We start from the raw sequence: 22,203 nt of genomic DNA, 5'->3' as shown, positions 1-22,203 counted from the left end.
TACCTCAGCCGTTGGGCCCTACTGTCGCAACGATGGTCACTTGCTTGTTGTCCGGAATTTCCTGGTAGGCCAGCACATGCAGTCCAGGAACTGCCAGGCGGCCGAAGCGCGAGAGCATCGCGCGAACCGGGCCTGCTACCAACAGGATCACCGGTTGTCCTTGCATTTCCTGACGCTGCGCCGCTTCGATCAGCGAACGCTGCAGTTTCTCGGCCATGCTCGGCTCCAGCAGAACGCCCTCTTCCGAGCCTTGTCCTGCCTTCTGCAGACTGTTGAGCAATATTTGTTCCAACCTTGGTTCCAAGGTGATCACAGGCAGCTCGGAGTCAGTGCCTACAATGCTTTGGACGATGGCGCGGGATACGCCAACGCGCACGGCAGCCACCAGCGCGGCGGTATCTTGACTCTTGGCGGCGTTGTTGGCGATCGCTTCGGCAATGCTGCGGATGTCGCGCACCGGCACGTGTTCGGCCAACAGCGCCTGCAGAACTTTGAGCAACTGCGACAACGTGACCACACCCGGCACCAGCTCTTCAGCCAGTTTTGGCGAGCTCTTGGCCAGCAATTGCATGAGTTGCTGCACTTCTTCGTGGCCGATCAGCTCGCTGGAGTGCTTGTACAGAATCTGGTTCAAGTGGGTGGCGACCACGGTGCTGGCGTCCACCACGGTGTAACCGAGCGATTGCGCCTGGGCGCGCTGGCTGACTTCGATCCACACCGCCTCCAGGCCAAAAGCCGGATCTTTGGCGGTGATGCCGTTGAGCGTGCCGTAGACCTGCCCCGGGTTGATCGCCAGTTCGCGATCCGGATAGATCTCGGCTTCGGCCAGGATCACCCCCATCAGGGTCAGGCGATAGGCGCTCGGCGCCAGGTCGAGGTTGTCGCGGATGTGTACGGTCGGCATCAGGAAGCCAAGGTCCTGGGAGAGCTTCTTGCGCACGCCCTTGATCCGCGCCAGCAACTGGCCGCCCTGGTTGCGGTCCACCAGCGGAATCAGGCGATAGCCGACTTCCAGGCCGATCATGTCGATGGGCGTCACGTCGTCCCAGCCCAGCTCCTTGGTTTCCATGGCACGGGCCGGCGACGGCAGCAGTTCCTGCTGACGCTTGACCTCTTCCAGCGCCTGCACCTTGGCCACGTTCTGCTTTTTCCAGAACAGATAAGCACCACCGGCGGCCAGCGCGGCCATGGTCAGGAACGAGAAGTGCGGCATGCCCGGCACCAGCCCCATGACCGCCATCAGACCGGCGGCCACCGCCAACGCCTTGGGCGAGGCGAACATCTGGCGATTGATCTGTTTGCCCATGTCTTCCGAGCCGGAAGCACGGGTCACCATGATCGCTGCCGCTGTCGATAACAACAGTGATGGCAATTGCGCCACTAAACCGTCACCGATGGTCAGCAAGGCGTACACCTTGCCGGCGTCAGCGAAGGACATGTTGTGCTGGAAGATACCGACGGCCATGCCGCCGATCAGGTTGATGAACAGAATCAGCAGGCCGGCAATGGCGTCACCGCGAACGAACTTGCTGGCACCGTCCATCGAACCGTAGAACTCAGCCTCTTGGGCGACTTCGGAACGACGGGCCTTGGCCTGGTTCTGGTCGATCAGACCGGCGTTGAGGTCGGCGTCGATCGCCATTTGCTTGCCGGGCATCGCATCGAGGGTGAAACGCGCGCTCACCTCGGAGATCCGCCCGGCACCCTTGGTCACTACGACGAAGTTGATGATCATCAGGATCGCGAAGACCACGATACCGACCACGTAGTTGCCGCCGATCACCACCTCACCGAAGGCCTGGATCACCTTGCCGGCAGCGGCGTGGCCGTCCTGACCATGGAGCATCACCACCCGCGTCGACGCCACGTTCAGCGCCAGTCGCAACAGCGTCGCCACCAGCAGGATCGTCGGAAACACCGCAAAATCCAGCGGCCGCAAGGCGTACACGCAGACCAGCAGCACGACGATCGACAGGGCAATATTGAAGGTGAAGAACACGTCGAGCAGGAACGGCGGCACCGGCAACATCATCATCGCCAGCATGACCAGCAGCAACAGCGGCACACCCAGATTGCCCCGACTGAGATCGGCAATGTTCGAGCGAGCACTGTTGATTAACTGAGAGCGATCCACCGGTTTTCCCCGTTCCTTTAAAGCAAACTTTTGACGCCCGAAGCAGGCGCACGGCGGCTACTGCAAGAAGCCTTCCAACTTTTGCCAAGGCTTGAAACAGAGGGGTGATGAATGCACAAAGGGGCGGCACGCACGTCGTGCGCCCGCCCCTGTTCAGCGATGTTCACTGAGATGAAACCCCGATAGTCAACTGGCTACCAGAATGTGCGCCGAAGTGATCGGGCCGAAGGAGAGGGCTGCATTATCCAGATAGCGCGTGCCCCTGAACACGCTGTGACCATCGACATCGACAACGTCCTCCTCCGTAGACATCAGTACCACCATGGTGACAGGCGCGACATCAGTGGACTTCGCATGACCCTTCATCAGATTAAATGCCCATTCGAAGCGAATGAATGGCAGGTCCCTGATTTCGATCGGAGGAGCCCCCGCATCCAGCCGAAAGTACTGCCGCGACGTGATGCGCAATTGGTTGCCGACCGACGTGAATGAGGGTTTTCCATATCGTTGTTCTACGGGCCCGCCATCAGTCGCCCACTGGTCCATGTAATAACCACGGTCGGTGAAGAGAGCGAACAACGACGGGTTATCGCTGATATGACCGGCCGCACCAAAGAAGTAGTTGTAGGAGTAGTGATACGCAAACCCGGCCAGTTCAGGCCGGATCGCATTGATGGGGTTATCCAGATAATTCGGAATGTACTGATTGGCCATGACCAGAAAATTGAGAAAGTCCAACTTCAGGTCGCACGTCACCTCATAGACGATGGCCCGCTCGCCTGCGTCCCTTTCCAGCTTCCCTGAAACGAACTCCATCTCCATGCCCGGCAGTTTTCGGTAAACGCGCCCTGTCATGTTCTATCCCCTACTTCAAGTGAATGAGTTATCAACCACTGCGTTCGCAGAGTGCGAATAGGCAACGGCGTGAATTCCGGATTTATAAGGCGCCCGGGAACAACACGCGTCTACTGTCAGAACTAACAGGTCGCGGGACGTTTCAGACCGACGGCACCCATTGTCTTTTAAACTCCCGTGTTTAAAAGACACCTCCAGACACGCCTTCGAGGCTACGAATTCTTGCGCCATTGCCTACAGCTACGCCAGAATCCGCCGGCTTGTGCGCCTTGGGGGCGGGTTCTATTGTGGATCGGTCGCTGACGAATCAGCGATCGGGTTTAGCGACTCGAATCATAAATAGGTGCACCAGCGCTCCATGCCTTGTCGCAGACTCAATGTCTGCAACTCCGCTATGGTGGCTGTATGCGGGAGACCCTCGGGTCTGCCGGGTGCCTATAACCGGTTCGCTAACCCGCGTACAGCCGCCACCTTTCTGTTTAGCGACAGTTTCGTGCGGCTCCACTCTTATAGGAGCTTCACCATGATCAAACCAACACCCAACCCACCCGAAACCAACCCCGCCTCGCCCTACGAATCCCTCGATTCCAGAAAGCTTCACGAAGCCGCCGACCGCGCGCTCGATCACTATCTCTGCCCGCCCGGCTCCACTGCACCGCCGCGCAAAACCCGTCGAATGTTTGCCGTCACCGCAGACTTCAAAAACGAAGAGCTGCTGGTCGAACTCTGCGAAACCCTCGCTTCCGCCAGAACCATCGCCAATGACTTTGCTCACCTAATGCCCGCCTCGCAGCGCAGGACGCTGATGGGGATCGGGCAACTGATCATGCTCGGGGAGCTGGCAGCGAATCGGGTGCTGAATAATCTGGAACTACCGCCGTCGCAGACCTCTGTGTAAAGACTTGAGAAATGCGTCGTAGCGACTGACGCCTTCGCGGGCAAGCCCGCTCCCACATTTGGAATGCATTTCCCTGTGGGAGCGGCGGTGCGACGATTCGACCTGCTCGCGAAAGCGGCCTCACAAGCAACACAGGTCATCAGGCGTAAAAAAACCGCCACCGGGTTCAACCGGATGGCGGTTTTTTTTGCTTCATCACTATCAGGAATCGCGCCGCAGATCCGGCGGAATCGGCAGGTCATCCTTGAGCGGTTCCGGGAACTTGCCCTTGCCTGCGCGGTGCTGGCGGATCTGGTAGACGTACGCCAGCACCTGAGCGACCGCCAGGTACAGACCGCCGGGAATCTCTTCTTCCAGCTCGGTGGAGTAATAGATCGAACGCGCCAGGGCTGGCGATTCGAGCAGCATGACTTCGTTGGCCACGGCGATCTCGCGGATCTTCAGTGCCAGGAAGTCGCTGCCCTTGGCCAGCAACACCGGCGCCCCACCCTTCTCCGAATCGTACTTGAGGGCCACGGCGTAGTGCGTCGGGTTGGTGATGACCACATCGGCATCCGGGATCGCCGCCATCATCCGCCGCTGCGACATCTCGCGCTGCACCTGACGGATCCGCTGTTTGACCTCCGGCCGGCCTTCCTGATCCTTGTGCTCGTCGCGCACTTCCTGCTTGGTCATCTTGAGCTTCTTGATGCTCTCCCAGATCTGCACCGGGACGTCGACTGCCGCGATAATGATCAACCCGCACGCCATCCACAGGGTGCTCCAGCCGACCACTTGCAGGCTGTGGATGATGGCCCGGTCCATCGGCTCATGGGCGATGCGCAACAGGTCGTCGACATCCCCGGACAGCACCACCAGCGCCACGGCCAGAATGATCAGAAACTTGGCCAATGCCTTGAGCAGTTCGACCACCGACTTCATGGAGAACATGCGCTTGAACCCCGAAGCGGGGTTCATCCGACTGAACTTGGGTGCCAGAGAGCCCGCGGCGAACAGCCAGCCGCCGAGCGCGATCGGCCCGAGAAACGCAGCCAGCAGCAAAGTGATCATGATCGGCTGGATCGCCACCAGCGCTGTCAGCCCGGAGCTCATCAGGAACTTGCCCATGGCCCCCTGATCCATGATCACTTCTCGCGACAGCGTGAAGTTCATGCGCATCAGTTCCATCAGGTCCTGCGCCAGCATGCCGCCAAACACCAGCAGCGCACCGGAACCGGCGAGCATGATGGCCAGGGTGTTGAGCTCCTTGGAGCGCGCAATCTCGCCCTTTTCCCGGGAGTCCTTCTTGCGCTTCTCCGTGGGGTCTTCTGTTTTATCCTGACCGCTCTCGCTCTCTGCCATGACTCAGCGCGCCTGTGCCAGTTCACGTAGCAGCTGCAAGGCTTCGACGGCCAGCGGCTGATACTGATTGAGAATGTCTGCCAGACCGACCCAGACGATGAACAGACCGAGCACGAGGGTCAGCGGAAAACCGATCGAGAAGATGTTCAGTTGCGGCGCCGCACGGGTCATCACACCGAACGCAATGTTGACCACCAGCAGCGCAGTGACCGCTGGCAGCACCAGCATCAATGCCGCGCCCAGCACCCAGCCGAGCTTGCCGGCCAGTTCCCAGTAATGCGCGGTCATCAGGCCTGCACCCACCGGCAGCGTGGTGAAGCTTTCCGTCAGCACCTCGAAGACGACGAGGTGACCGTTCATGCCGAGAAACAGCAACGTCACCAGCATGGTGAAGAACTGCCCGATCACCGCGACCGACACGCCGTTGGTAGGGTCGATCATCGAGGCGAAGCCCATGCCCATCTGGATCGCAACGATCTGCCCCGCGATCACGAAAGCCTGGAAGAACAGTTGCAAGGAGAACCCGAGCACTGCCCCGACCAGGATCTGCTCGGCGATCAACAACAAGCCACTGAGATCCAGCGGACTCACCGCAGGCATGGGCGGCAGGTTCGGCGAGATCACCACAGTGATCGCCAGTGCGAGGTACAGGCGAATGCGTTTGGGAACCAGCGTGGTGCCGAAGACCGGCATCACCATCAGCATCGAGCCGATGCGAAACAGCGGCAGCATGAACGTCGCCACCCAGGTGCTGATCTGGGTGTCGGTCAACTGAAGCAGCGATTGCATGACCTAGCCGATGACCAGCGGAATGTTTTTGTACAGCTGGATGATGTATTCCATGAAGGTCTGGATGATCCACGGACCGCCGACGATCAGGGTCACCAGCATCACCAGCAGACGCGGTAGAAAGCTCAGGGTCTGTTCGTTGATCTGCGTTGCGGCCTGGAACATCGACACCAGCAGGCCCACCAGCAGACTCGGGACCACCAGGATCGCGACCATCATCGTGGTCAGCCACAGCGCTTCACGAAAGATATCGACCGCAACTTCCGGCGTCATGGCGAAACACCTCCGAAGCTACTGGCCAGGGTGCCGATGATCAGCGCCCAGCCATCCACCAGCACGAACAGCATGATCTTGAACGGCAGGGAAATGATCAGCGGCGACAGCATCATCATACCCATCGCCATCAGCACACTGGCCACCACCAGGTCGATGATCAGGAACGGAATGAAGATCATGAAGCCGATCTGGAACGCGGTTTTCAATTCGGACGTCACAAACGCCGGCACCAGAATGGTCAGCGGCGCCTGATCCGGCGTCGCGATATCGGTGCGCTTGGACAGACGCATGAACAGCTCGAGATCGCTGGAACGGGTCTGCGCGAGCATGAAGTCCTTGATCGGCACCTGGGCCTTTTCCACCGCTTGCTGGGCGGTGAGTTTCTCCGCCAGGTACGGCTGCAAGGCATCGTTGTTCACCCGGTCGAACACCGGCGCCATGATGAACAGGGTCAGGAACAGCGCCATGCCGGTGAGAATCTGGTTCGACGGCGTCTGTTGCAGGCCGAGGGCCTGACGCAGGATCGAGAAGACAATGATGATCCGGGTGAAGCTGGTCATCAGAATGACGGCAGCCGGGATGAAACTCAGCGCCGTCATGATCAGCAGGATCTGCAGGCTGACCGAATACTCCTGCGCCCCGTTGGCATTGGTGCCCAGGGTGACCGCCGGGATCGACAACGGATCGGCGGCAAACGCCAGTGGCGCGGCCAACATCAAGGCCAGGGTCAAGACGATGCGCAACGCACCCATTACTTCTTATCCTTCTGATCCTTGCCGAGGATCTTCAACAGATGCTGGGCAAATTCCGGAGTCGCTTTTTCGGAGGTGGCCGGGACGTCCACCGGCTCCTTGAGCACATGCAGCGCGGTGATGGTGCCGGGGCTCAGGCCAAGCAGAATCTGCTCGTTGCCGACCTGCACCAGCATCAGACGGTCACGCGGGCCGAGCGCTCGGGAACCGATCAGCTCGATCACCTGCCCCTTGCCCGCCGGTCCCGCGTTCTGCACCCGGCGCAGCAGCCAGGCGAGGAAGAAGATCAGCCCCAGCACCAGCAACAGGCCGAATACCAACTGCGTCAATTGCCCGGCGACACCACTGCTGACTGCCGGAGCAATCGCGGGCGCCGCGGGAGACGCCGCAGCAGCGGTCGCGGCCGCAGGCTCTGCAGCCATGACAGTCAATGGCAGTGCCAGCACCGCGGCCAGCAAGGAACCCAGAACCTTTTTCACTCAGCGCAGCTTCTTGATGCGTTCACTTGGGCTGATCACGTCGGTCAGGCGGATGCCGAACTTTTCGTTGACCACGACCACTTCGCCGTGAGCGATGAGGGTGCCATTGACCAGCACATCCAGTGGCTCACCGGCCAGGCGATCAAGCTCGATCACCGACCCCTGGTTGAGTTGCAGCAGGTTGCGGATGTTGATGTCGGTGCTGCCCACTTCCATGGAGATGGAAACCGGGATGTCGAGAATCACATCCAGGTTTGGACCGTCCAGACTGACCGGCTCGTTGCTCTTCGGCACGCTGCCGAACTCTTCCATCGGCAGACGGTTGGAGCTCGAAGTGCCAGCGTCGGCGGCCAGCAGTGCGTCGATGTCGGCCTGGCCGCCATCACCGGTCTCTTCCAGGGCCGCAGCCCATTCGTCGGCCAGTGCCTGATCGTCCTGGGCGTTCATTTCGTCGTTCATCATTTGTCCTCGGCGGGCAACAATTCAGTTAAAGGCGTAAGGGGTGTTGCGTCGCCTCAGCGACGCTCGATCGGCTCGATCACCTGCAACGCGAGGTTGCCTTTGTGCGAGCCCATCTTGACCTTGAAGGCCGGCACGCCGTTGGCGCGCATGATCATGTCTTCCGGCATCTCGACCGGGATCACGTCACCCGGCTGCATGTGCAGGATGTCGCGCAGCTTCAACTGGCGGCGAGCCACGGTGGCGCCAATCGGCACGTCGACATCGAGCACGTCCTGACGCAGGGCGTTGACCCAGCGCTCGTCCTGGTCGTCGAGGTCCGACTGGAAACCGGCGTCGAGCATTTCGCGCACCGGCTCGATCATCGAGTACGGCATGGTCACGTGCAGGTCGCCGCCACCGCCATCGAGTTCGATGTGGAACGTGGAGACCACGATCGCTTCGCTCGGGCCGACGATGTTGGCCATGGCCGGGTTCACTTCCGAGTTGATGTACTCGAAATTGACTTCCATGATCGCCTGCCAGGCTTCCTTCAGATCGACGAACGCCTGTTCCAGCACCATGCGCACCACACGCAGTTCGGTCGGGGTGAATTCACGCCCTTCGATCTTGGCGTGACGGCCGTCGCCGCCGAAGAAGTTGTCCACCAGCTTGAACACCAGTTTGGCGTCGAGGATGAACAGCGCGGTGCCGCGCAGGGGTTTGATCTTGACCAGGTTGAGACTGGTCGGTACGTACAGCGAGTGCACGTATTCGCCGAACTTCATCACCTGCACGCCACCGACGGCAACGTCCGCCGAGCGGCGCAGCATGTTGAACATGCTGATGCGGGTATAGCGGGCAAAACGCTCGTTGATCATCTCCAGAGTCGGCATGCGTCCACGGACGATGCGATCCTGGCTGGTCAGGTCGTAGCTTTTGACACTGCCGGGTTCGGCAGCGTTATCGGTCTGTACCAGACCATCGTCGACGCCATGCAACAGCGCGTCGATTTCATCCTGGGACAGCAGATCCTGCACGGCCATGTCGTGTTCCTACTGCAGTACGAAATTAGTGAAAAGCAACTGTTCGATCACCACTTTGCCCAGCTCTTTCTGCGCCACTTCCTGGACGCTGGCCGTGGCCTTCTGGCGCAACATCTCCTGACCGACCGGCGTCGCCAGTGTGGCGAAGTCCTGACCGGAAAAGAGCATCACCAGGTTGTTGCGGATCACCGGCATGTGCACTTTGAGCGCGTCCAGATCGGCCTGATTGCGCGCCAGCATGGTGATGCTCACCTGCATGTAGCGTTGACGGCCATTCTGGTTGTAGTTGGCCACGAACGCCGGCGCCATCGGCTCGAAAATCGCCGGCTGCTTGCCGACCGGAGCGGTTTCCACTGCAGCCGCAGGTTTGCTCTGGGCGCTGTGCATGAAGAACCAGGTCGCCCCCACAGACGCGCCGATGGCCAGCAGCAACCCGAGAACGATCGCAATGATCATCTTGAGTTTGCCTTTGGTTGCGGGGTCTTTTACTGCTGCTGCTTCGCTCTTCGCCATGCCAATAATCCGTCACTAATCGGGTTTTCACAGTCGCACGGCAAGGCAAGAGCAAGTGTTATGCCAGAAGTGTCGGAGCATCGTGGAGAGCACCACAAACCAATGTGGGAGCGGCGGTGCGACGATTCGACTTGCTCGCGAATGCGGTTAAACATTCAACAGATGTGTTGTTTGTCTTACCGATTTCGCGAGCAAGCCCGCTCCCACAGGAGTACAGCGTCGTGTCAGGCGTAGTAGTCGACGGCGCTGCTGCCGATCACGCTGGTGGTTTGAGCGGCGGCTTCAGCCACGGCCGCCGGCGTCAACTCTTCTTCGGCCGAATCCAGGCGACCGCCGGCGGCGCTGGTGCGACCAGCCTGCCCCTGCTGCGCCTGTTCCTGGCCTTGCCCCTGCCAGCCACGGTTCTGGTCGGCAACGTTGACATCGACCTGCCCCATGCCCTGCTGCGTGAACATGTCACGCAGACGATGCATCTGGCCGTCGAGCGCTTCGCGAACACTCGGGTGTGCGCTCATGAATGTCACCTGGGTCTGCTGGTCCGGCACCATGTTCACCCGGATATCCAGACGACCCAGCTCGGCCGGCTGCAACTGAATATCGGCAGCCTTCAGGTTGTTGCTCGACAGGTACATGACGCGGTTGACCACTTCTTCGGTCCAGCCATTCTGATGCATGGCGATCGGCTGGCTCACCGGCACCGCGTTGGCGGTTTTCGGTGTGGCGGCCTGAGTCAGCGCCGCCAGACGGTTGGCGAAATCATCCACGCGGGTATCGCTGGTGGCGGATTTCAGGTCTTTCAAACCATCGTCGATCAGGCCAGCGAAGGATTTTTCGCCACCTTGGCTGGTGCTGTCCTTGTCAGCCTGCACATCCAGCATGCTGGCCATGCTGGCGGCAAACGTCTGCGCCGAGGTCAGCTCGCCATCAGCCTGGGCTTGCGCAGGCGTCGCCTTGGGCTGCGACTGGCTGGAAGCGGAAATGTGACCACTCTGCTCCATCGCCATGCGCAGCACCGGCAGCGCATCGAGCGGATCGGCCTCGGGATCGAAATCACTCTCGGCGGCAGGCGTCGCCGTGGCAGCCGCCGGTAACGCAGCCACCGCCGGCGCCTGGGTCTCAGGCTTCGCTGGCGTTTCAACGACAGGTGCCGCCACGACCGGCGGCGTGACAACCGGCTGCACGACTTGCATCAGCGCCGGATCCAGTGCCGGATCCACAACAGGCGCAGTGTCGGCGACCGGCGTGGCCGGAGTGTCGGATGCATCGTCGCTGGCAACCTTGTCGTCGTCCGAGGGGGTCGACGACGTTTTATCGGCGGGCAAGGCTTTGCCGCTATCGGCAACCGTCGATGCAGCAGCGGCAGACTGATCCTTGCCGGCGTCCGCCTTGCCCACGCTGCCCGAGTCCTTGTCGCGTGCAGGTGCCACCGAGTTATCGGTGGCAGCGCAAGGCTTGTTCTGCCCCTGATCGGCAAACACTTGAGCGAAGCTTGAGGCCTTGTCCCCGGGCACTGCGGCGACCGCTGACGACTTGGCAGAGGCGGCTTGCGCCTTGGCCTGGGCGGCAGTCTGAAGAAGAATGTTAGGGGTTGCAGGCATGGCACGGTCTCCGCTGCACTGGGATCAAAGGTACAGTTGAACGAGATGACTGCAAGTGCCGGGCCAGTTTCGTCCGGCATCGGACAAAAGCGCCGGACGGCTGACTCAATGGGCAGGTGAGCGCTGTCGCTCGGCCTCATAGACGGGGCGCACATGCGCGAATTCGTCGTGGATTTCGGCCACCAGCTTGATGATTTCGGAGGGGCTCCTGTCCTTGGCGTGCTGTTCCAGCTCCTGGCAAAGCTCGGCCAGGCGGGTCGCCCCCATATTGCTGCTACTGCCTTTGAAACTGTGGGCGACAGACGACAAGGCGTCGGCATCGGCGTTTTTTTGCAATTCACACAGGCGCGCTTCGGAATCTGCCAGGAACGTATCCAGCAATTCCGGATAGCCATCCTCCATGACTTCTTGCAACGCGCTCAGCACGTCGCGATCTACACAGGCATCAGTCACTTGTTCACTCCTTGATCAAGAATGCGCGGATTATGCCAGAGCCTCCCAGAAAAACTCCACGCGAGCACTGCGACCATCGTCGGACCAGCTCGGGTTTCTGCTCAATTGCCGGATCAGGCTGACGCCACGTCCCGACAGACGGACATCGTCCAGCGGACGCTCCATCACCCGAGCCACGTCAAAACCCTTGCCGCTGTCTTCGACACGCACCACCAGACAACCACCTTCACCTTGCGGACGAACCTGCAGATGCACACGCACATAGCCGTCCTGCAGGGCATCCAGACGCTTGTTGCGCTGTTCATAGTAACGTGCAAAACCCGAGGCATCGCGCTTGAGACTGGAGTCCAGCCCCAACACCCCATGCTCCAGCGCATTGGAGTAAAGCTCGGCCAGTACACTGTACAACGCTCCGCTCTGGGTGCGCAGACCGTGCACCTCCAGCAGCAATTGCAACAGGTAGGGCAACGGGTTGAAGCGTTTGAGCGTAGCGCCGCGAAATTCAAAACTCACCGACCAGTCCAGCGGACAGGACTGGCCGCTGTCGGAGTACACCGGAGCCGGCGGATTGACCTGCACCATGTCCAGCAGGCTGACCTCGACCATGCTCACATCGTCCCGGGCTTCGCCGCGAAAATCCTGCAACGCCTGCTCGATTTCGGCGAACAGGCGATCCGGTTGCCGGTTACCGGCAAACACCTGCTGCAAGCGCTCGACGCCGAACAACTGATCATTGGCATCGCAGGTATCGATCACGCCGTCGGACAGCAGAAAAACGCGATCCCCCACCGCCATCGAGAACACCTCGGTGCGATCATCGAAGGCCTGAGGACTGAGCACTCCCAGCGGCAGATGCCGTGCCGCAAGGGGTACCCGCTCCCCGGTGGCGATGCGATGAAGGTAACCGTCGGGCATGCCGCCGTTCCAGATTTCCACGCTGCGTCGTTGAAAACTCAGACAGAGCAGCGTGGCGCAGCAGAACATGTCCACCGGCAGGATGCGCTTGAGCTTGGCATTCATTTCACGCAGGGTTTCGGCCAGACCGTAGCCCTTGGCGGTCATGCCGTAGAACACTTCTGCCAGAGGCATGGCCCCCACCGCCGCGGGCAAACCGTGACCGGTGAAGTCACCCAGCAACACATGCATGTCGCCGGCAGGTGTATAGGCCGCCAGCAACAGATCACCGTTGAACAGCGCATAGGGTGATTGCAGGTACCGGATGTTCGGCGCACTCAGGCAACCGGAGTGCGCGACTTTGTCGAACACGGCCTTGGCGACCCGTTGCTCGTTGAGCAGGTAGTCGTGATGCCGGGCAATCAGGTCGCGCTGCTGAAGGACCGTAGCCTGCAGACGCCGCAAGCGGTCCATCGCCTTGATTTTGGCGGACAGGATCACCTGGTTGTAAGGCTTCGCCAGAAAATCGTCACCCCCCGCCTCCAGGCATCGCGCGAGGGCTTCGCTTTCGGTCAGCGACGTGAGGAATATGATCGGCACCAGGTTTTCACCCGCCAGCACCTTGATTTGCCGCGCGGCCTCGAAACCATCCATGACCGGCATCATCGCGTCCATCAGCACCAGATGGGGCTGCTGGCTGGAAAACACCTCAACGGCTTCGGCACCGTTAGCGGCCGTGAGCACGGCATGCCCCTGACGACGGACGATGGTCGACAACAGCAACCGGTCGGCGGCGCTGTCCTCGGCGATGAGGATCGTCAGCGGCTCTTGCGGCTGCATGGCCGTCAACTGATGTCGAACAGTTTGTCGAAATTGGAAATGGCGAGGATCTTGCGCACATCCGAATTGCTGTTGACCACGCGCACATCCGAGTCGTCGCCTCCGGCGTGATCACGCAGCAGAAGCAACATGCCCAGAGCCGAGCTGTCGAGGTAAGTGGCGTCCTTCAGATCCACCACGATGGAGTCGGGCTTCCTGTCGAGTCGTTCATAAGACTCGCGAAACTCCTGATGGCGACCGAAATCGAACCGCCCCTTGATCGAAATCGTCAGCTTTTGACCATCGGGAGAGACTTCTGTAACGACTGACATGTACTGGCTTCCTTGTCATTGACGAACGTGTACAAGGTTTAGCACTTGCAAGGGCCATGGGCAAGGCAGGAAGCCGCCGGAGACTGTCAGAGATCCCCCCGTCAATAAGCATCGCGGCGCGGCAGGCGCTGGGACAGTTCGTCCAGCAGCTTTTGCTCGCGCTTGTCTTCGACTCGCTGGGCTTCATCTCGATAGCGTTGTACAAGTTTTCGCAAGCCTTCGACGCGGGCGAACGCCTGTTGCCAGGCCTCGCGGGCCTTGTCCAGATTGTTCTGGTGCCATTGCAGGCTCTGCCGTTGCTGGTCCACCGCCGTGTCGAGCTGGGTCAGAAACCCCTGAAACCCGAGCAGCCACTGCCCGGTCACGCCGGTGCTGCCGCGTACGATCCATTGCTCGGAGTAATCCAGACGAAAGGCATGCAGGTCGGCAAGTTTGCTTTCGGCCACTTTCACCTGCCCCTGGAAATACCCGAGACGCTGCACGGCGGTTTTCTCGGCCTTTTCGGCCATTTCCACCACCGGTGCCAGACGCGCGGCGCGGCTCAGGGCCATGACCGGTTACCCGCCGGTCGCAGGGGCGAGGATTGTTTCGAGGTACGCCTCGCTTTCGCCCAGACTGATGCTGTCGTTCAGCCCCTGGCGCAGGTACCTGACCAGTTGCGGCTGCAGATTGATGGCAAGGTCAGTCTCGCGATCACCACCGGCGACATAGGCACCGACACTGATCAGGTCGCGACTCTGCTGATAACGGGACCACAGCTGTTTGAAGTATTGCGCCCGGACCATGTGATCAGGCGGCACCACGGCCGGCATTACCCGACTGATCGACGCTTCGATGTCGATGGCCGGGTAATGCCCCTCCTCGGCCAGACGCCGGGACAACACGATGTGGCCGTCGAGCACGCCCCGCGCCGAGTCGGCAATCGGGTCCTGCTGGTCGTCGCCCTCGGACAGCACGGTGTAGAACGCGGTGATCGAACCCCCGCCCTTCTCCGCGTTACCGGCGCGCTCCACCAGTTTCGGCAGTTTGGCGAACACCGACGGCGGATAGCCCTTGGTCGCCGGCGGCTCACCGATGGCCAGGGCGATTTCCCGCTGGGCCTGGGCGAAACGGGTCAGGGAATCCATCAGCAACAGGACATTCTTGCCCTTGTCACGGAAATACTCGGCAATCCGCGTGCAGTACATCGCCGCGCGCAGACGCATCAGGGGCGCATCGTCCGCCGGCGATGCCACTACCACGGAACGCTTGAGGCCTTCTTCACCGAGGATGTGCTCGATGAACTCTTTGACTTCTCGACCCCGCTCACCAATCAGGCCAACGACGATGATGTCGGCCTCGGTGAAGCGGGTCATCATGCCAAGCAGGACGGATTTACCGACACCGGTACCGGCGAACAGGCCCAGACGCTGGCCGCGACCGACCGTCAACAAACCGTTGATGCAACGGATGCCGACGTCCAGCGGCACGCTGATCGGGTCACGGTTGAGCGGGTTGATCGTCGGGCCGTCCATCGGCACCCAGTCTTCGGCCTTCATGCCGCCCTTGCCGTCGAGCGCACGTCCGGCGCCGTCCAGCACACGACCGAGCATGCTCATGCCCATCGGCAGGCGACCGGTATCGGCCAGCGGCACCACACGGGCGCCCGGCGCAATACCGGCAACACTGCCAACCGGCATCAGGAAAACCTTGCTGCCGGAGAAGCCCATGACTTCGGCTTCAACCTGGGACGGGTGGTAGCTGTCGTCGTTGATCACCATGCAACGGGTGCCCATGGCGGCGCGCAGACCTTCGGCTTCGAGGGTCAGGCCGACCATGCGCAGCAGGCGTCCTTCGAGGATCGGCGCGCCGGGAATTTCGGTGGCCTCGGCGTAGGTGCTCAGGCGCTTGGCGAAACTGGTGCGTTCAAGGCGCATCGGGGGCGTCCGCGAGCGGCTCGTCAGTGACCGGTGCCGGTTTCGGCGTTTGCGGCAGATCCAGGCTCAGGTCCGGTTCGGCCGGGTGCAGGGCCTGTTCGTGCAGTTGATCAAACAGCTTGGCCATGACCTGGCCGACACGGGTTTCGATGCTCGCATCGATCCGGCTGTGTTCGGTTTCAACCCGGCAACCGCCCGGCAACAACGATTCGTCCTCGACGATACGCCAGGTTTCCTCATGACGTTCGCGCAGGGCTTTGACCTGCTCGAAATCCTGCGGATTGACGTACAGCCGCACATTGCCCACGCCCAGCGGCAACAGCTTGAGGGCGTCGCGCATGACGTGTTCGATCTGCGTCGAGTCGATGGCCAGCTCGCGCTGGATCACCTGACGGGCAATGTGCTGCACAAGGTCGACCAGCGACTTTTCGATCTGCGTGTCTTGCTCGGCGATGGGCTCGAACAGGTTCGCCATCAACTGCTCAAGGCTGTTGACCTTGGCCGTCAGGACCACTTCGGCTTCCTGCCGCACCTTGAGGGTGGCGCTGTGAAAGCCTTCTTTTTCGCCGATGGCGAAACCCTCGTTGTAAGCCTCCTGACGGATGCTTTCGAGCTCTTCCAGGGTCAGTGGCTGGACTTCCTCCAGCGGCACTTCTTCCATTTCCGGCGGTTCGGGCTCCGGTTCCGGCTCGGGTTCCGGTGCCGGCGGATCGAAGCTCGGGATCGCCCACGTTTCGAAACCACGGACATCCCGGGCACGGATCAGGTCCGTCACATCGTCGTCGTTCTTGACCATGGTGTTAGATCATTTCCTCGCCGCCCTTGCCACCGAGCACGATTTCTCCGGCTTCGGCCATACGGCGGGCGATGGTGAGGATTTCCTTCTGCGCCGTTTCCACGTCGCTGACGCGCACCGGGCCTTTGGCCTCGAGGTCGTCGCGCAGCAGTTCGGCAGCACGTTTGGACATGTTCTTGAAGATCTTTTCCTTGACGCCTTCGTCCGAACCCTTGAGGGCCAGCACCAGCACATCGGAGGACACTTCGCGCAACAGCGCCTGGATACCGCGGTCGTCGACATCGGCCAGGTTGTTGAACACGAACATGAGATCTTCGATCTGACCGGACAGGTCTTCGTCGACTTCGCGGATCGAGTCCATGAGCTGGCCTTCGATCGAGCTGTCGAGGAAGTTCATGATGTCCGCCGCCCGCTTGATGCCACCCAGGGTGGTGCGCGAGGCGTTCGAGTTGCCGGAGAACTGCTTCTCGAGGATCTGGTTCAATTCTTTCAGGGCCGCCGGCTGCACGGTGTTCAGCGACGAGACACGCAGGATGATGTCCAGACGCACCTTGTGGTCGAAGTTGCCCAGTACTTCACCGGCCTGATCCGGATCGAGGTACGCGACCACGATCGCCTGGATCTGCGGGTGCTCGTAACGGATCACGTCGGCAACGGCGCGCGGTTCCATCCATTTCAGGCTGTCGAGACCGCTGGTGTTGCCACCCAGCAGGATGCGGTCGATCAGGCCGTTGGCCTTGTCTTCGCCCAGGGCCTGGGTGAGCATTTTGCGCACGTAGTCGTCGGAGCCGACGCCCAGGCTGGTCTGGTCGCCGACGATGTCGACGAACTCGCTCATGACCTGCTCGACCTGCTCACGATGGACGTTGCCCATCTGGGCCATGGCCACGCCGACCCGCTGAACCTCTTTGGGGCCCATGTGGCGCAGCACTTGTGCGGCATCGGTCGAACCCAGGGACAGCAGCAGAATCGCGGCTTTATCGACCCGGGACAATTTGGCGACGGCGGCTCGGTTATCACTCATCTGCGTTAATCCACTCTTTCACGACCTGGGCCACACGACCCGGGTCTTCTGCCACCAGACTCTTGATTGCGTTCAACTGAGCGTCATAGCCTTCGCTCGGGCTCGGCAGCAGGATGCTGGTCGGGCCACCGAGGCTGACGCGATCGCCGGACAGTTCACCGTCCAGACCGCCCATGCCACCCAGTTCCACGTCACCGCCCAGACCGGCCAGTTCCTTGCCTTTGCCGCCGCCGGTGATGTTGTTCAGCACCGGACGCAGCACGCCGAACACCAGCACCAGGATGAACAGCACACCCAGCACTTGTTTGACGATGTCCCAGAACCAAGGCTGGGAGTAGAACGGAATGTCGGCAATCACTTCACCGCGCTCGGCGGAGAACGGCATGTTGATTACGCTGACACTGTCGCCACGGCTGGCGTCGAAGCCGACGGCGTCCTGTACCAGACGGGTGAAGCGCGCCAATTCGTCGGCGCTCCACGGCGCACGAGTGGTTTCGCCGTTGGCCGGGTTGATCTTGACCTGATCGTCCACCACCACCGACACCGACAGGCGATTCAGGCGACCCTGCTGCTGTTTGGTGTGGCTGATGGAACGGTCGAGTTCGAAGTTCTTGGTGGATTGCTGACGCTTGTCTGCCGGGTACGGCGCGAGCATCGGCTGGCCGGTGGCCGGGTCCATGATCTGCTGACCGTTGGCGTCAACCAGTGGCTGGCCTGGCTGCACCATGCCGGTGGAAGCCTGGGCGCCACCGGTGGTTTGCGGCGCCGACGCCGGCGACGGTGGCTGATTGCTCAGGGCGCCCGGTACGCCTTGCGGGCCATTGCTGGCGGTGCGCTGCTCGTTGACCGACTGCTCGCTGCGCAGCGCCGGCTGATCGGGATTGAACTGCTCGGCGGTGGATTCGACGGCACTGAAATCGATATCGGCCGATACTTCAGCCTTGTAGCGATCGTTGCCCAGTACCGGTTGCAGAATGTTGTGCACGCGCTGGGTAAGCATGCTTTCCATGCGGCGGCTGTAGTCGAATTGCTTGCCGGCCATGGTCATTTCGGAATTTTCCGCCTGATCCGACAGCAGGTTGCCCTTCTGGTCGACGACGGTGATCTGCGATTTGCTCAGCTCGGGAACGGAAGTCGCCACCAGGTTGATAATGGCAACGACCTGGCCTGGCTCCAGCGAACGACCGGAGTACAACTCGACCAGTACCGATGCGCTTGGCTTGCGTTCGTCACGCACGAACACCGAACTTTTCGGGATGGCCAGGTGAACGCGTGCGCCCTTGACGTTGTTCAGCGCGGAGATGGTGCGGGCCAGTTCGCCTTCGAGGCCGCGACGATAACGGGTCGCTTCCATGAATTGGCTGGTGCCCAGACCCTGTTCCTTGTCGAGGATTTCAAAACCGATGTTGCCGTCGCTGGGAGTGACACCAGCGGCCGCGAGCTTGAGCCGCGCACGGGACAGGTCATCGGCCTTGACCAGCAAGGCGCCGGAATTCGGTTCGACGGTGTAGGGAATGTCGGCGGAGGCCAGGGTGTCCATGACCTGCTTGGCGTCCATGCCGGCAAGGCTGCCGTACAGAGGCCGGTAGTCCGGTTGCTGCGACCACAGCACCACGGCAAAGCCAATCGCCACGCTCGCAGCCAGGCCGACCAACAGGCCCACCTGACGCAGCACGGTCATCTCGGAGAGGTTTTCCAGGAAGGACAGGCCGAACAGCGGCGGTTTGCCGTCTATCGGGGTGGCCTTGGCCGGAACGTTATCGGCGACTGCTTCTGCCATGACTCAATCTCGTCCTTAAACCGGCATCTGCATGATGTCTTGATAAGCCTGAACCAGCTTGTTGCGCACCTGGGTCAGTGCCTGGAACGACACGCTGGCCTTCTGCGAGGAAATCATCACGTCCGTCAGATCGACGCCGCTTTTGCCGATTTCGAACGCGTTGGCCAATTGGCTCGAGGCCTGTTGAGTATCGTTCACTTTGTTGATGGCCTGACCGAGCATGTCGGAAAAGCTGCTGCCTGCCACTTCAGGGACGGCGGCAGTCGATTTCGGCTTCGACATGGCGTCCATTTGCATGGCCTTCATGTCCATCATCAACCGATTAAATTCAATACCTTGGCTCATGGTCTACTCTCTTGGGCGGCCCGCAATTTTTTGACACTCACTCGGCGGGTACTCAGGTGTTAGCAACAACGGTGCCAGCTCACGGGCACCGCTTCGAGAAATGCGTTTTCAAACGTTTGCACCACCCTTCAGGTGGCGAACAGATAGCCTTCGACGTCCATCCCCGCATCGCGCATTTGCGCCAGTTTGTAGCGCAGCGTACGCGGGCTGATACCGAGTTTTTCGGCAGCCTCCTTGCGTCGACCGCGCTCGGTGCGCAGGGTGTCGATGATCATCTGGAACTCGCGACGACGCAGGTCATCGCCCAGCGCACCGGCCGAATCCGCCTCGATCTCGACTTCACGAATGACGGGAGTGAGTGGCATCGCCACCGGCAAAGGGGCGAACAGCGCAGGCCCGGAGAGGCAGAAATCCTGCGGCTGAATCAAGCCGCCCTGCTGGAGGATCAACGCCCGCTGGACCGCGTTATCCAGCTCGCGCACGTTGCCCGGCCATGGATAACCGATCAGGCACGCCTGCGCCTCGGGCGAGAACTTCGCCATCGCATGCTTCATTTTATTGACGTGCTTGGCCAAAAGACGCTCGGCCAGCGGCAGGATGTCGGCGGTCCGCTCACGCAGCGGACGCCAGGCCAGTGGAAACACCGACAGACGATAGTAGAGATCTTCACGGAACCGCCCCGCCGCCACTTCACCCGCCAGATCACGGTTGGTGGTCGCGACTACGCGAATGTCGAGGGTGATCGGCTTGCGCGCCCCCACCCGCTCGACCTCGCGTTCCTGCAAGACCCGCAGCAGCTTGGCTTGCAGACCCAGGGGCATTTCGGAAATTTCGTCGAGCAGAATGGTGCCGCCGTCGGCCTGCTCGAACTTGCCGGCCTGCGCCGCGATGGCGCCGGTGAACGACCCCTTCTCGTGACCGAACAATGTCGCTTCGAGCATATTGTCCGGGATCGCCGCGCAGTTGATCGCAATGAACGGCTGACTGGCACGATGGGATTGCTGGTGAATGTAGCGCGCCAGCACCTCTTTACCGGTGCCGGACTCGCCGGAAATCAGCACGGTGGAATCACTGCGGGCAACCCGCGCTGCCAGATCCAGCAACTGGGCACTGGCCGGCTCGACCGCGACCGGCCCTTCGGCATCGCTGGCACCAAGGCTGCCCAAGGCGTGACGCGCTACCAGATCCAGCAGGGCCCTGGGCTCGAATGGCTTGACCAGATAATCCGCCGCGCCCTGACGCATGGCATCCACCGCGCGCTCGACTGCACCATGAGCGGTCATCAGCAGCACCGGCAGCTGCGGCTGACGGGCGCGCAACAGGCCGAGCAATTGATGGCCGTCCATGCCCGGCATGTTGACGTCGCTGACCACCAGACTGAACGCTTCGCGCTCGACAGCGTTCAACGCCTCTTCGGCCGAACCCACTGCATGATAGTCGTGACCGGCCAGCAACAGCGTATCGGCCAGCGCTTCGCGCAACGAGCGGTCATCTTCGACCAGCAGAACCTTGATGCCCATGACCTTCACTCAGCTCCCTGTACAACGGAAAACATCGGCAGGACGACCTGCGCGCACGTGCCGCGCCCGACTCGCGAACGCAGTTGCAATTCTCCCTGATGCGCACGGGCCACAGCCTTGACCACGGTCAGGCCCAGGCCGGTGCCGGTGACCTTGGTGGTGAAAAACGGCTCGCCCAGCCGCGCCAGCACCGCCGGCTCGATGCCGCCACCGTTATCGCTGACGCACAGGCGCAGGGTGTTGTCGCGGGTGTAGCAATGCACTTTCAGGCGCACATCACCGCCACTGGCCTGAATCGCGTTTTCAATCAGATTGAGGACTGCCCCGACCAGCGTGTCGCGATTGCACAGCAACTCGCCCGCATGGCTGTCGCATTGCCAACGGATCGGCAGATCCTGCACATGGGTCAGCGCCGCCGCCTGCAACGACTGCATCAAGGCATTGGGCGTGATGCGGTCGGTCAGCGGCAATTCACCGCGAGCGAACACCAGCATGTCGCGCACTTGGTGCTCCAGCTCATGCAGACGCTCCTTGAGGCGCCCGGCAAAGCGCTGCTGGGTGGCGACCGGCAGCGCCTGCTCAGTCAAATGACTGGCATACAACAGTGCGGCGGAAAGCGGAGTTCGGATCTGGTGGGCCAGCGAGGCGACCATACGCCCCAACGACGACAGCCGTTCGTGGCGCGCGAGCTGATCCTGCAAGTGACGGGTTTCAGTCAGGTCGTTGAGCAGCACCAATTGCCCCGGCTCGGCATCCAGCGAACGGGTGGCAATCGACAGGCGTCGACCGTTTCTCAGGGAGATTTCATGACCGTCGTCTTCACGGGGCGCAAAGCAACGGGTAATCACATGCCGCCATAGCTCGCCTTCCAGCGGTAAACCCAGCAGATCGATGGCGGCGGGATTGGCCTCGCACACGATGCCGTGGACATCGATGACGATGACGCCACCCGGCAACAGATCAAGGAGATTTTGCAGACGGTTGGCCAGACGTTCTTTTTCCGCCAGCTCCTGCATGCGCTGGGCGCTGACCACGGCCAGCTCGCCCTTGAGCTCGGTGACCCGCGCTTCAAGCATGCTGTAGGAGTCGGTCAATTGACTCGACATCTGGTTGAACAGCGCAAACGCCTGCTCAAGCCCCTGGCGACCGGCCTGCTCTACGGACGGCAGTTGCCCCGAGGACTCGGGAACAGAAGACATCTGGGA

At 61.2% G+C, this 22,203-nt stretch carries 23 protein-coding genes; 1 reads left to right on the top strand and 22 read right to left on the bottom strand.

Annotation, left to right across the window (positions count from 1 at the left end; all coding sequences use genetic code 11):
• Positions 1–4: 4 nt before the first annotated feature.
• On the bottom strand, positions 5–2,134 hold the full coding sequence (gene flhA / locus ACSPX5_RS02925) for a flagellar biosynthesis protein FlhA (RefSeq protein WP_169429417.1): 2,130 nt from the start codon (positions 2,132–2,134) through the stop codon (positions 5–7).
• A 186-nt stretch (positions 2,135–2,320) separates the two neighbouring features.
• The gene (locus ACSPX5_RS02920) at positions 2,321–2,989 is read right to left on the bottom strand and encodes a hypothetical protein (protein WP_439820926.1); all 669 of its coding nucleotides are present in this window, start codon (positions 2,987–2,989) and stop codon (positions 2,321–2,323) included.
• A gap of 523 nt (positions 2,990–3,512) precedes the next feature.
• On the opposite strand from ACSPX5_RS02920, the gene ACSPX5_RS02915 reads away from it, so the two are divergent.
• The gene (locus tag ACSPX5_RS02915; RefSeq protein ID WP_439820925.1) at positions 3,513–3,887 is read left to right on the top strand and encodes a DUF6124 family protein; all 375 of its coding nucleotides are present in this window, start codon (positions 3,513–3,515) and stop codon (positions 3,885–3,887) included.
• Positions 3,888–4,088: 201 nt separating this feature from the next.
• On the opposite strand, the gene flhB is transcribed toward ACSPX5_RS02915, so the two are convergent.
• The 20 genes from flhB to ACSPX5_RS02815 form a co-directional block, all read right to left on the bottom strand.
• On the bottom strand, positions 4,089–5,228 hold the full coding sequence (gene flhB, locus ACSPX5_RS02910; protein ID WP_169429411.1) for a flagellar biosynthesis protein FlhB: 1,140 nt from the start codon (positions 5,226–5,228) through the stop codon (positions 4,089–4,091).
• Positions 5,229–5,231: 3 nt separating this feature from the next.
• A complete protein-coding gene (fliR, locus tag ACSPX5_RS02905) occupies positions 5,232–6,017 on the bottom strand; it encodes a flagellar biosynthetic protein FliR (protein ID WP_114881905.1) in 786 nt (261 codons plus the stop codon).
• A gap of 3 nt (positions 6,018–6,020) precedes the next feature.
• Positions 6,021–6,290 (bottom strand): flagellar biosynthesis protein FliQ, encoded by a 270-nt coding sequence (gene fliQ, locus ACSPX5_RS02900; protein WP_085710476.1) that lies wholly within the window; start codon positions 6,288–6,290, stop codon positions 6,021–6,023.
• A complete protein-coding gene (gene fliP / locus ACSPX5_RS02895; RefSeq protein ID WP_085710474.1) occupies positions 6,287–7,045 on the bottom strand; it encodes a flagellar type III secretion system pore protein FliP in 759 nt (252 codons plus the stop codon). The genes fliQ and fliP overlap by 4 nt, the downstream gene beginning before the upstream one ends.
• Positions 7,045–7,524 carry a flagellar biosynthetic protein FliO gene (gene fliO / locus ACSPX5_RS02890; RefSeq protein ID WP_225739953.1) on the bottom strand — a complete coding sequence of 160 codons (480 nt, stop codon included), beginning with the start codon at positions 7,522–7,524 and terminating at the stop codon, positions 7,045–7,047. The genes fliP and fliO overlap by 1 nt, the downstream gene beginning before the upstream one ends.
• Entirely contained in the window at positions 7,525–7,983 is a 459-nt protein-coding gene (gene fliN, locus ACSPX5_RS02885) for a flagellar motor switch protein FliN (protein WP_439820924.1), read from the bottom strand. It abuts the gene before it with no gap.
• A gap of 56 nt (positions 7,984–8,039) precedes the next feature.
• Positions 8,040–9,008, bottom strand: coding sequence for a flagellar motor switch protein FliM (fliM, locus tag ACSPX5_RS02880; RefSeq protein WP_003222890.1), 969 nt, complete (start codon positions 9,006–9,008; stop codon positions 8,040–8,042).
• Between the two features lie 9 nt (positions 9,009–9,017).
• Entirely contained in the window at positions 9,018–9,521 is a 504-nt protein-coding gene (gene fliL, locus ACSPX5_RS02875; protein WP_065260765.1) for a flagellar basal body-associated protein FliL, read from the bottom strand.
• A gap of 224 nt (positions 9,522–9,745) precedes the next feature.
• The gene (locus tag ACSPX5_RS02870; RefSeq protein ID WP_439820923.1) at positions 9,746–11,119 is read right to left on the bottom strand and encodes a flagellar hook-length control protein FliK; all 1,374 of its coding nucleotides are present in this window, start codon (positions 11,117–11,119) and stop codon (positions 9,746–9,748) included.
• Positions 11,120–11,224: 105 nt separating this feature from the next.
• The gene (locus ACSPX5_RS02865) at positions 11,225–11,521 is read right to left on the bottom strand and encodes an Hpt domain-containing protein (RefSeq protein ID WP_243433359.1); all 297 of its coding nucleotides are present in this window, start codon (positions 11,519–11,521) and stop codon (positions 11,225–11,227) included.
• A gap of 81 nt (positions 11,522–11,602) precedes the next feature.
• Positions 11,603–13,306 (bottom strand): ATP-binding SpoIIE family protein phosphatase, encoded by a 1,704-nt coding sequence (locus tag ACSPX5_RS02860; RefSeq protein ID WP_439820922.1) that lies wholly within the window; start codon positions 13,304–13,306, stop codon positions 11,603–11,605.
• Positions 13,307–13,311: 5 nt separating this feature from the next.
• A complete protein-coding gene (locus ACSPX5_RS02855; RefSeq protein WP_065260769.1) occupies positions 13,312–13,617 on the bottom strand; it encodes an STAS domain-containing protein in 306 nt (101 codons plus the stop codon).
• A gap of 101 nt (positions 13,618–13,718) precedes the next feature.
• Positions 13,719–14,168 carry a flagellar export protein FliJ gene (gene fliJ, locus ACSPX5_RS02850; protein ID WP_114881898.1) on the bottom strand — a complete coding sequence of 150 codons (450 nt, stop codon included), beginning with the start codon at positions 14,166–14,168 and terminating at the stop codon, positions 13,719–13,721.
• 6 nt (positions 14,169–14,174) lie between these two features.
• Positions 14,175–15,533 carry a flagellar protein export ATPase FliI gene (gene fliI / locus ACSPX5_RS02845; RefSeq protein WP_207866310.1) on the bottom strand — a complete coding sequence of 453 codons (1,359 nt, stop codon included), beginning with the start codon at positions 15,531–15,533 and terminating at the stop codon, positions 14,175–14,177.
• Positions 15,523–16,329: a flagellar assembly protein FliH gene (fliH, locus tag ACSPX5_RS02840; protein ID WP_169429405.1), complete on the bottom strand. Its 807-nt coding sequence runs from the start codon at positions 16,327–16,329 to the stop codon at positions 15,523–15,525. The genes fliI and fliH overlap by 11 nt, the downstream gene beginning before the upstream one ends.
• Positions 16,330–16,333: 4 nt before the next feature.
• Entirely contained in the window at positions 16,334–17,353 is a 1,020-nt protein-coding gene (gene fliG, locus ACSPX5_RS02835; RefSeq protein WP_007958288.1) for a flagellar motor switch protein FliG, read from the bottom strand.
• Positions 17,346–19,133: a flagellar basal-body MS-ring/collar protein FliF gene (fliF, locus tag ACSPX5_RS02830; RefSeq protein WP_169429404.1), complete on the bottom strand. Its 1,788-nt coding sequence runs from the start codon at positions 19,131–19,133 to the stop codon at positions 17,346–17,348. Before fliF ends, fliG begins: the two co-directional genes overlap by 8 nt.
• 15 nt (positions 19,134–19,148) lie before the next feature.
• The gene (gene fliE / locus ACSPX5_RS02825) at positions 19,149–19,478 is read right to left on the bottom strand and encodes a flagellar hook-basal body complex protein FliE (RefSeq protein ID WP_085710460.1); all 330 of its coding nucleotides are present in this window, start codon (positions 19,476–19,478) and stop codon (positions 19,149–19,151) included.
• A 128-nt stretch (positions 19,479–19,606) separates the two neighbouring features.
• On the bottom strand, positions 19,607–20,998 hold the full coding sequence (fleR, locus tag ACSPX5_RS02820; protein WP_439820921.1) for a sigma-54-dependent response regulator transcription factor FleR: 1,392 nt from the start codon (positions 20,996–20,998) through the stop codon (positions 19,607–19,609).
• A gap of 5 nt (positions 20,999–21,003) precedes the next feature.
• The gene (locus tag ACSPX5_RS02815) at positions 21,004–22,197 is read right to left on the bottom strand and encodes a sensor histidine kinase (protein WP_439821998.1); all 1,194 of its coding nucleotides are present in this window, start codon (positions 22,195–22,197) and stop codon (positions 21,004–21,006) included.
• Between the last annotated feature and the right edge of the window lie 6 nt (positions 22,198–22,203).

This window comes from Pseudomonas sp. HLG18, assembly GCF_051903985.1.
GTDB lineage: Bacteria > Pseudomonadota > Gammaproteobacteria > Pseudomonadales > Pseudomonadaceae > Aquipseudomonas > Aquipseudomonas fluorescens_BT.
Note: the sequence above shows the minus strand (reverse complement) of the source record. Positions and strands in the feature narration are given on the sequence as shown.

Excerpts from the sequence above, each read along its gene's own strand:
- fliL (WP_065260765.1), bottom strand. The coding sequence starts at position 9,521 with ATGGCGAAGAGCGAAGCAGCAGCAGTAAAAGACCCCGCAACCAAAGGC.
- fliG (WP_007958288.1), bottom strand. The coding sequence starts at position 17,353 with ATGAGTGATAACCGAGCCGCCGTCGCCAAATTGTCCCGGGTCGATAAA.
- ACSPX5_RS02815 (WP_439821998.1), bottom strand. The coding sequence starts at position 22,197 with ATGTCTTCTGTTCCCGAGTCCTCGGGGCAACTGCCGTCCGTAGAGCAG.
- ACSPX5_RS02855 (WP_065260769.1), bottom strand. The coding sequence starts at position 13,617 with ATGTCAGTCGTTACAGAAGTCTCTCCCGATGGTCAAAAGCTGACGATT.
- fliP (WP_085710474.1), bottom strand. The coding sequence starts at position 7,045 with ATGGGTGCGTTGCGCATCGTCTTGACCCTGGCCTTGATGTTGGCCGCG.
- fleR (WP_439820921.1), bottom strand. The coding sequence starts at position 20,998 with ATGGGCATCAAGGTTCTGCTGGTCGAAGATGACCGCTCGTTGCGCGAA.
- ACSPX5_RS02920 (WP_439820926.1), bottom strand. The coding sequence starts at position 2,989 with ATGACAGGGCGCGTTTACCGAAAACTGCCGGGCATGGAGATGGAGTTC.
- fliJ (WP_114881898.1), bottom strand. The coding sequence starts at position 14,168 with ATGGCCCTGAGCCGCGCCGCGCGTCTGGCACCGGTGGTGGAAATGGCC.
- ACSPX5_RS02870 (WP_439820923.1), bottom strand. The coding sequence starts at position 11,119 with ATGCCTGCAACCCCTAACATTCTTCTTCAGACTGCCGCCCAGGCCAAG.
- fliN (WP_439820924.1), bottom strand. The coding sequence starts at position 7,983 with ATGAACGACGAAATGAACGCCCAGGACGATCAGGCACTGGCCGACGAA.
- fliQ (WP_085710476.1), bottom strand. The coding sequence starts at position 6,290 with ATGACGCCGGAAGTTGCGGTCGATATCTTTCGTGAAGCGCTGTGGCTG.
- fliI (WP_207866310.1), bottom strand. The coding sequence starts at position 15,533 with ATGCGCCTTGAACGCACCAGTTTCGCCAAGCGCCTGAGCACCTACGCC.
- ACSPX5_RS02915 (WP_439820925.1), top strand. The coding sequence starts at position 3,513 with ATGATCAAACCAACACCCAACCCACCCGAAACCAACCCCGCCTCGCCC.
- fliE (WP_085710460.1), bottom strand. The coding sequence starts at position 19,478 with ATGAGCCAAGGTATTGAATTTAATCGGTTGATGATGGACATGAAGGCC.
- fliM (WP_003222890.1), bottom strand. The coding sequence starts at position 9,008 with ATGGCCGTGCAGGATCTGCTGTCCCAGGATGAAATCGACGCGCTGTTG.
- fliR (WP_114881905.1), bottom strand. The coding sequence starts at position 6,017 with ATGCAATCGCTGCTTCAGTTGACCGACACCCAGATCAGCACCTGGGTG.
- fliH (WP_169429405.1), bottom strand. The coding sequence starts at position 16,329 with ATGGTCAAGAACGACGACGATGTGACGGACCTGATCCGTGCCCGGGAT.
- fliF (WP_169429404.1), bottom strand. The coding sequence starts at position 19,133 with ATGGCAGAAGCAGTCGCCGATAACGTTCCGGCCAAGGCCACCCCGATA.
- ACSPX5_RS02865 (WP_243433359.1), bottom strand. The coding sequence starts at position 11,521 with ATGGAGGATGGCTATCCGGAATTGCTGGATACGTTCCTGGCAGATTCC.
- ACSPX5_RS02860 (WP_439820922.1), bottom strand. The coding sequence starts at position 13,306 with ATGCAGCCGCAAGAGCCGCTGACGATCCTCATCGCCGAGGACAGCGCC.
- flhB (WP_169429411.1), bottom strand. The coding sequence starts at position 5,228 with ATGGCAGAGAGCGAGAGCGGTCAGGATAAAACAGAAGACCCCACGGAG.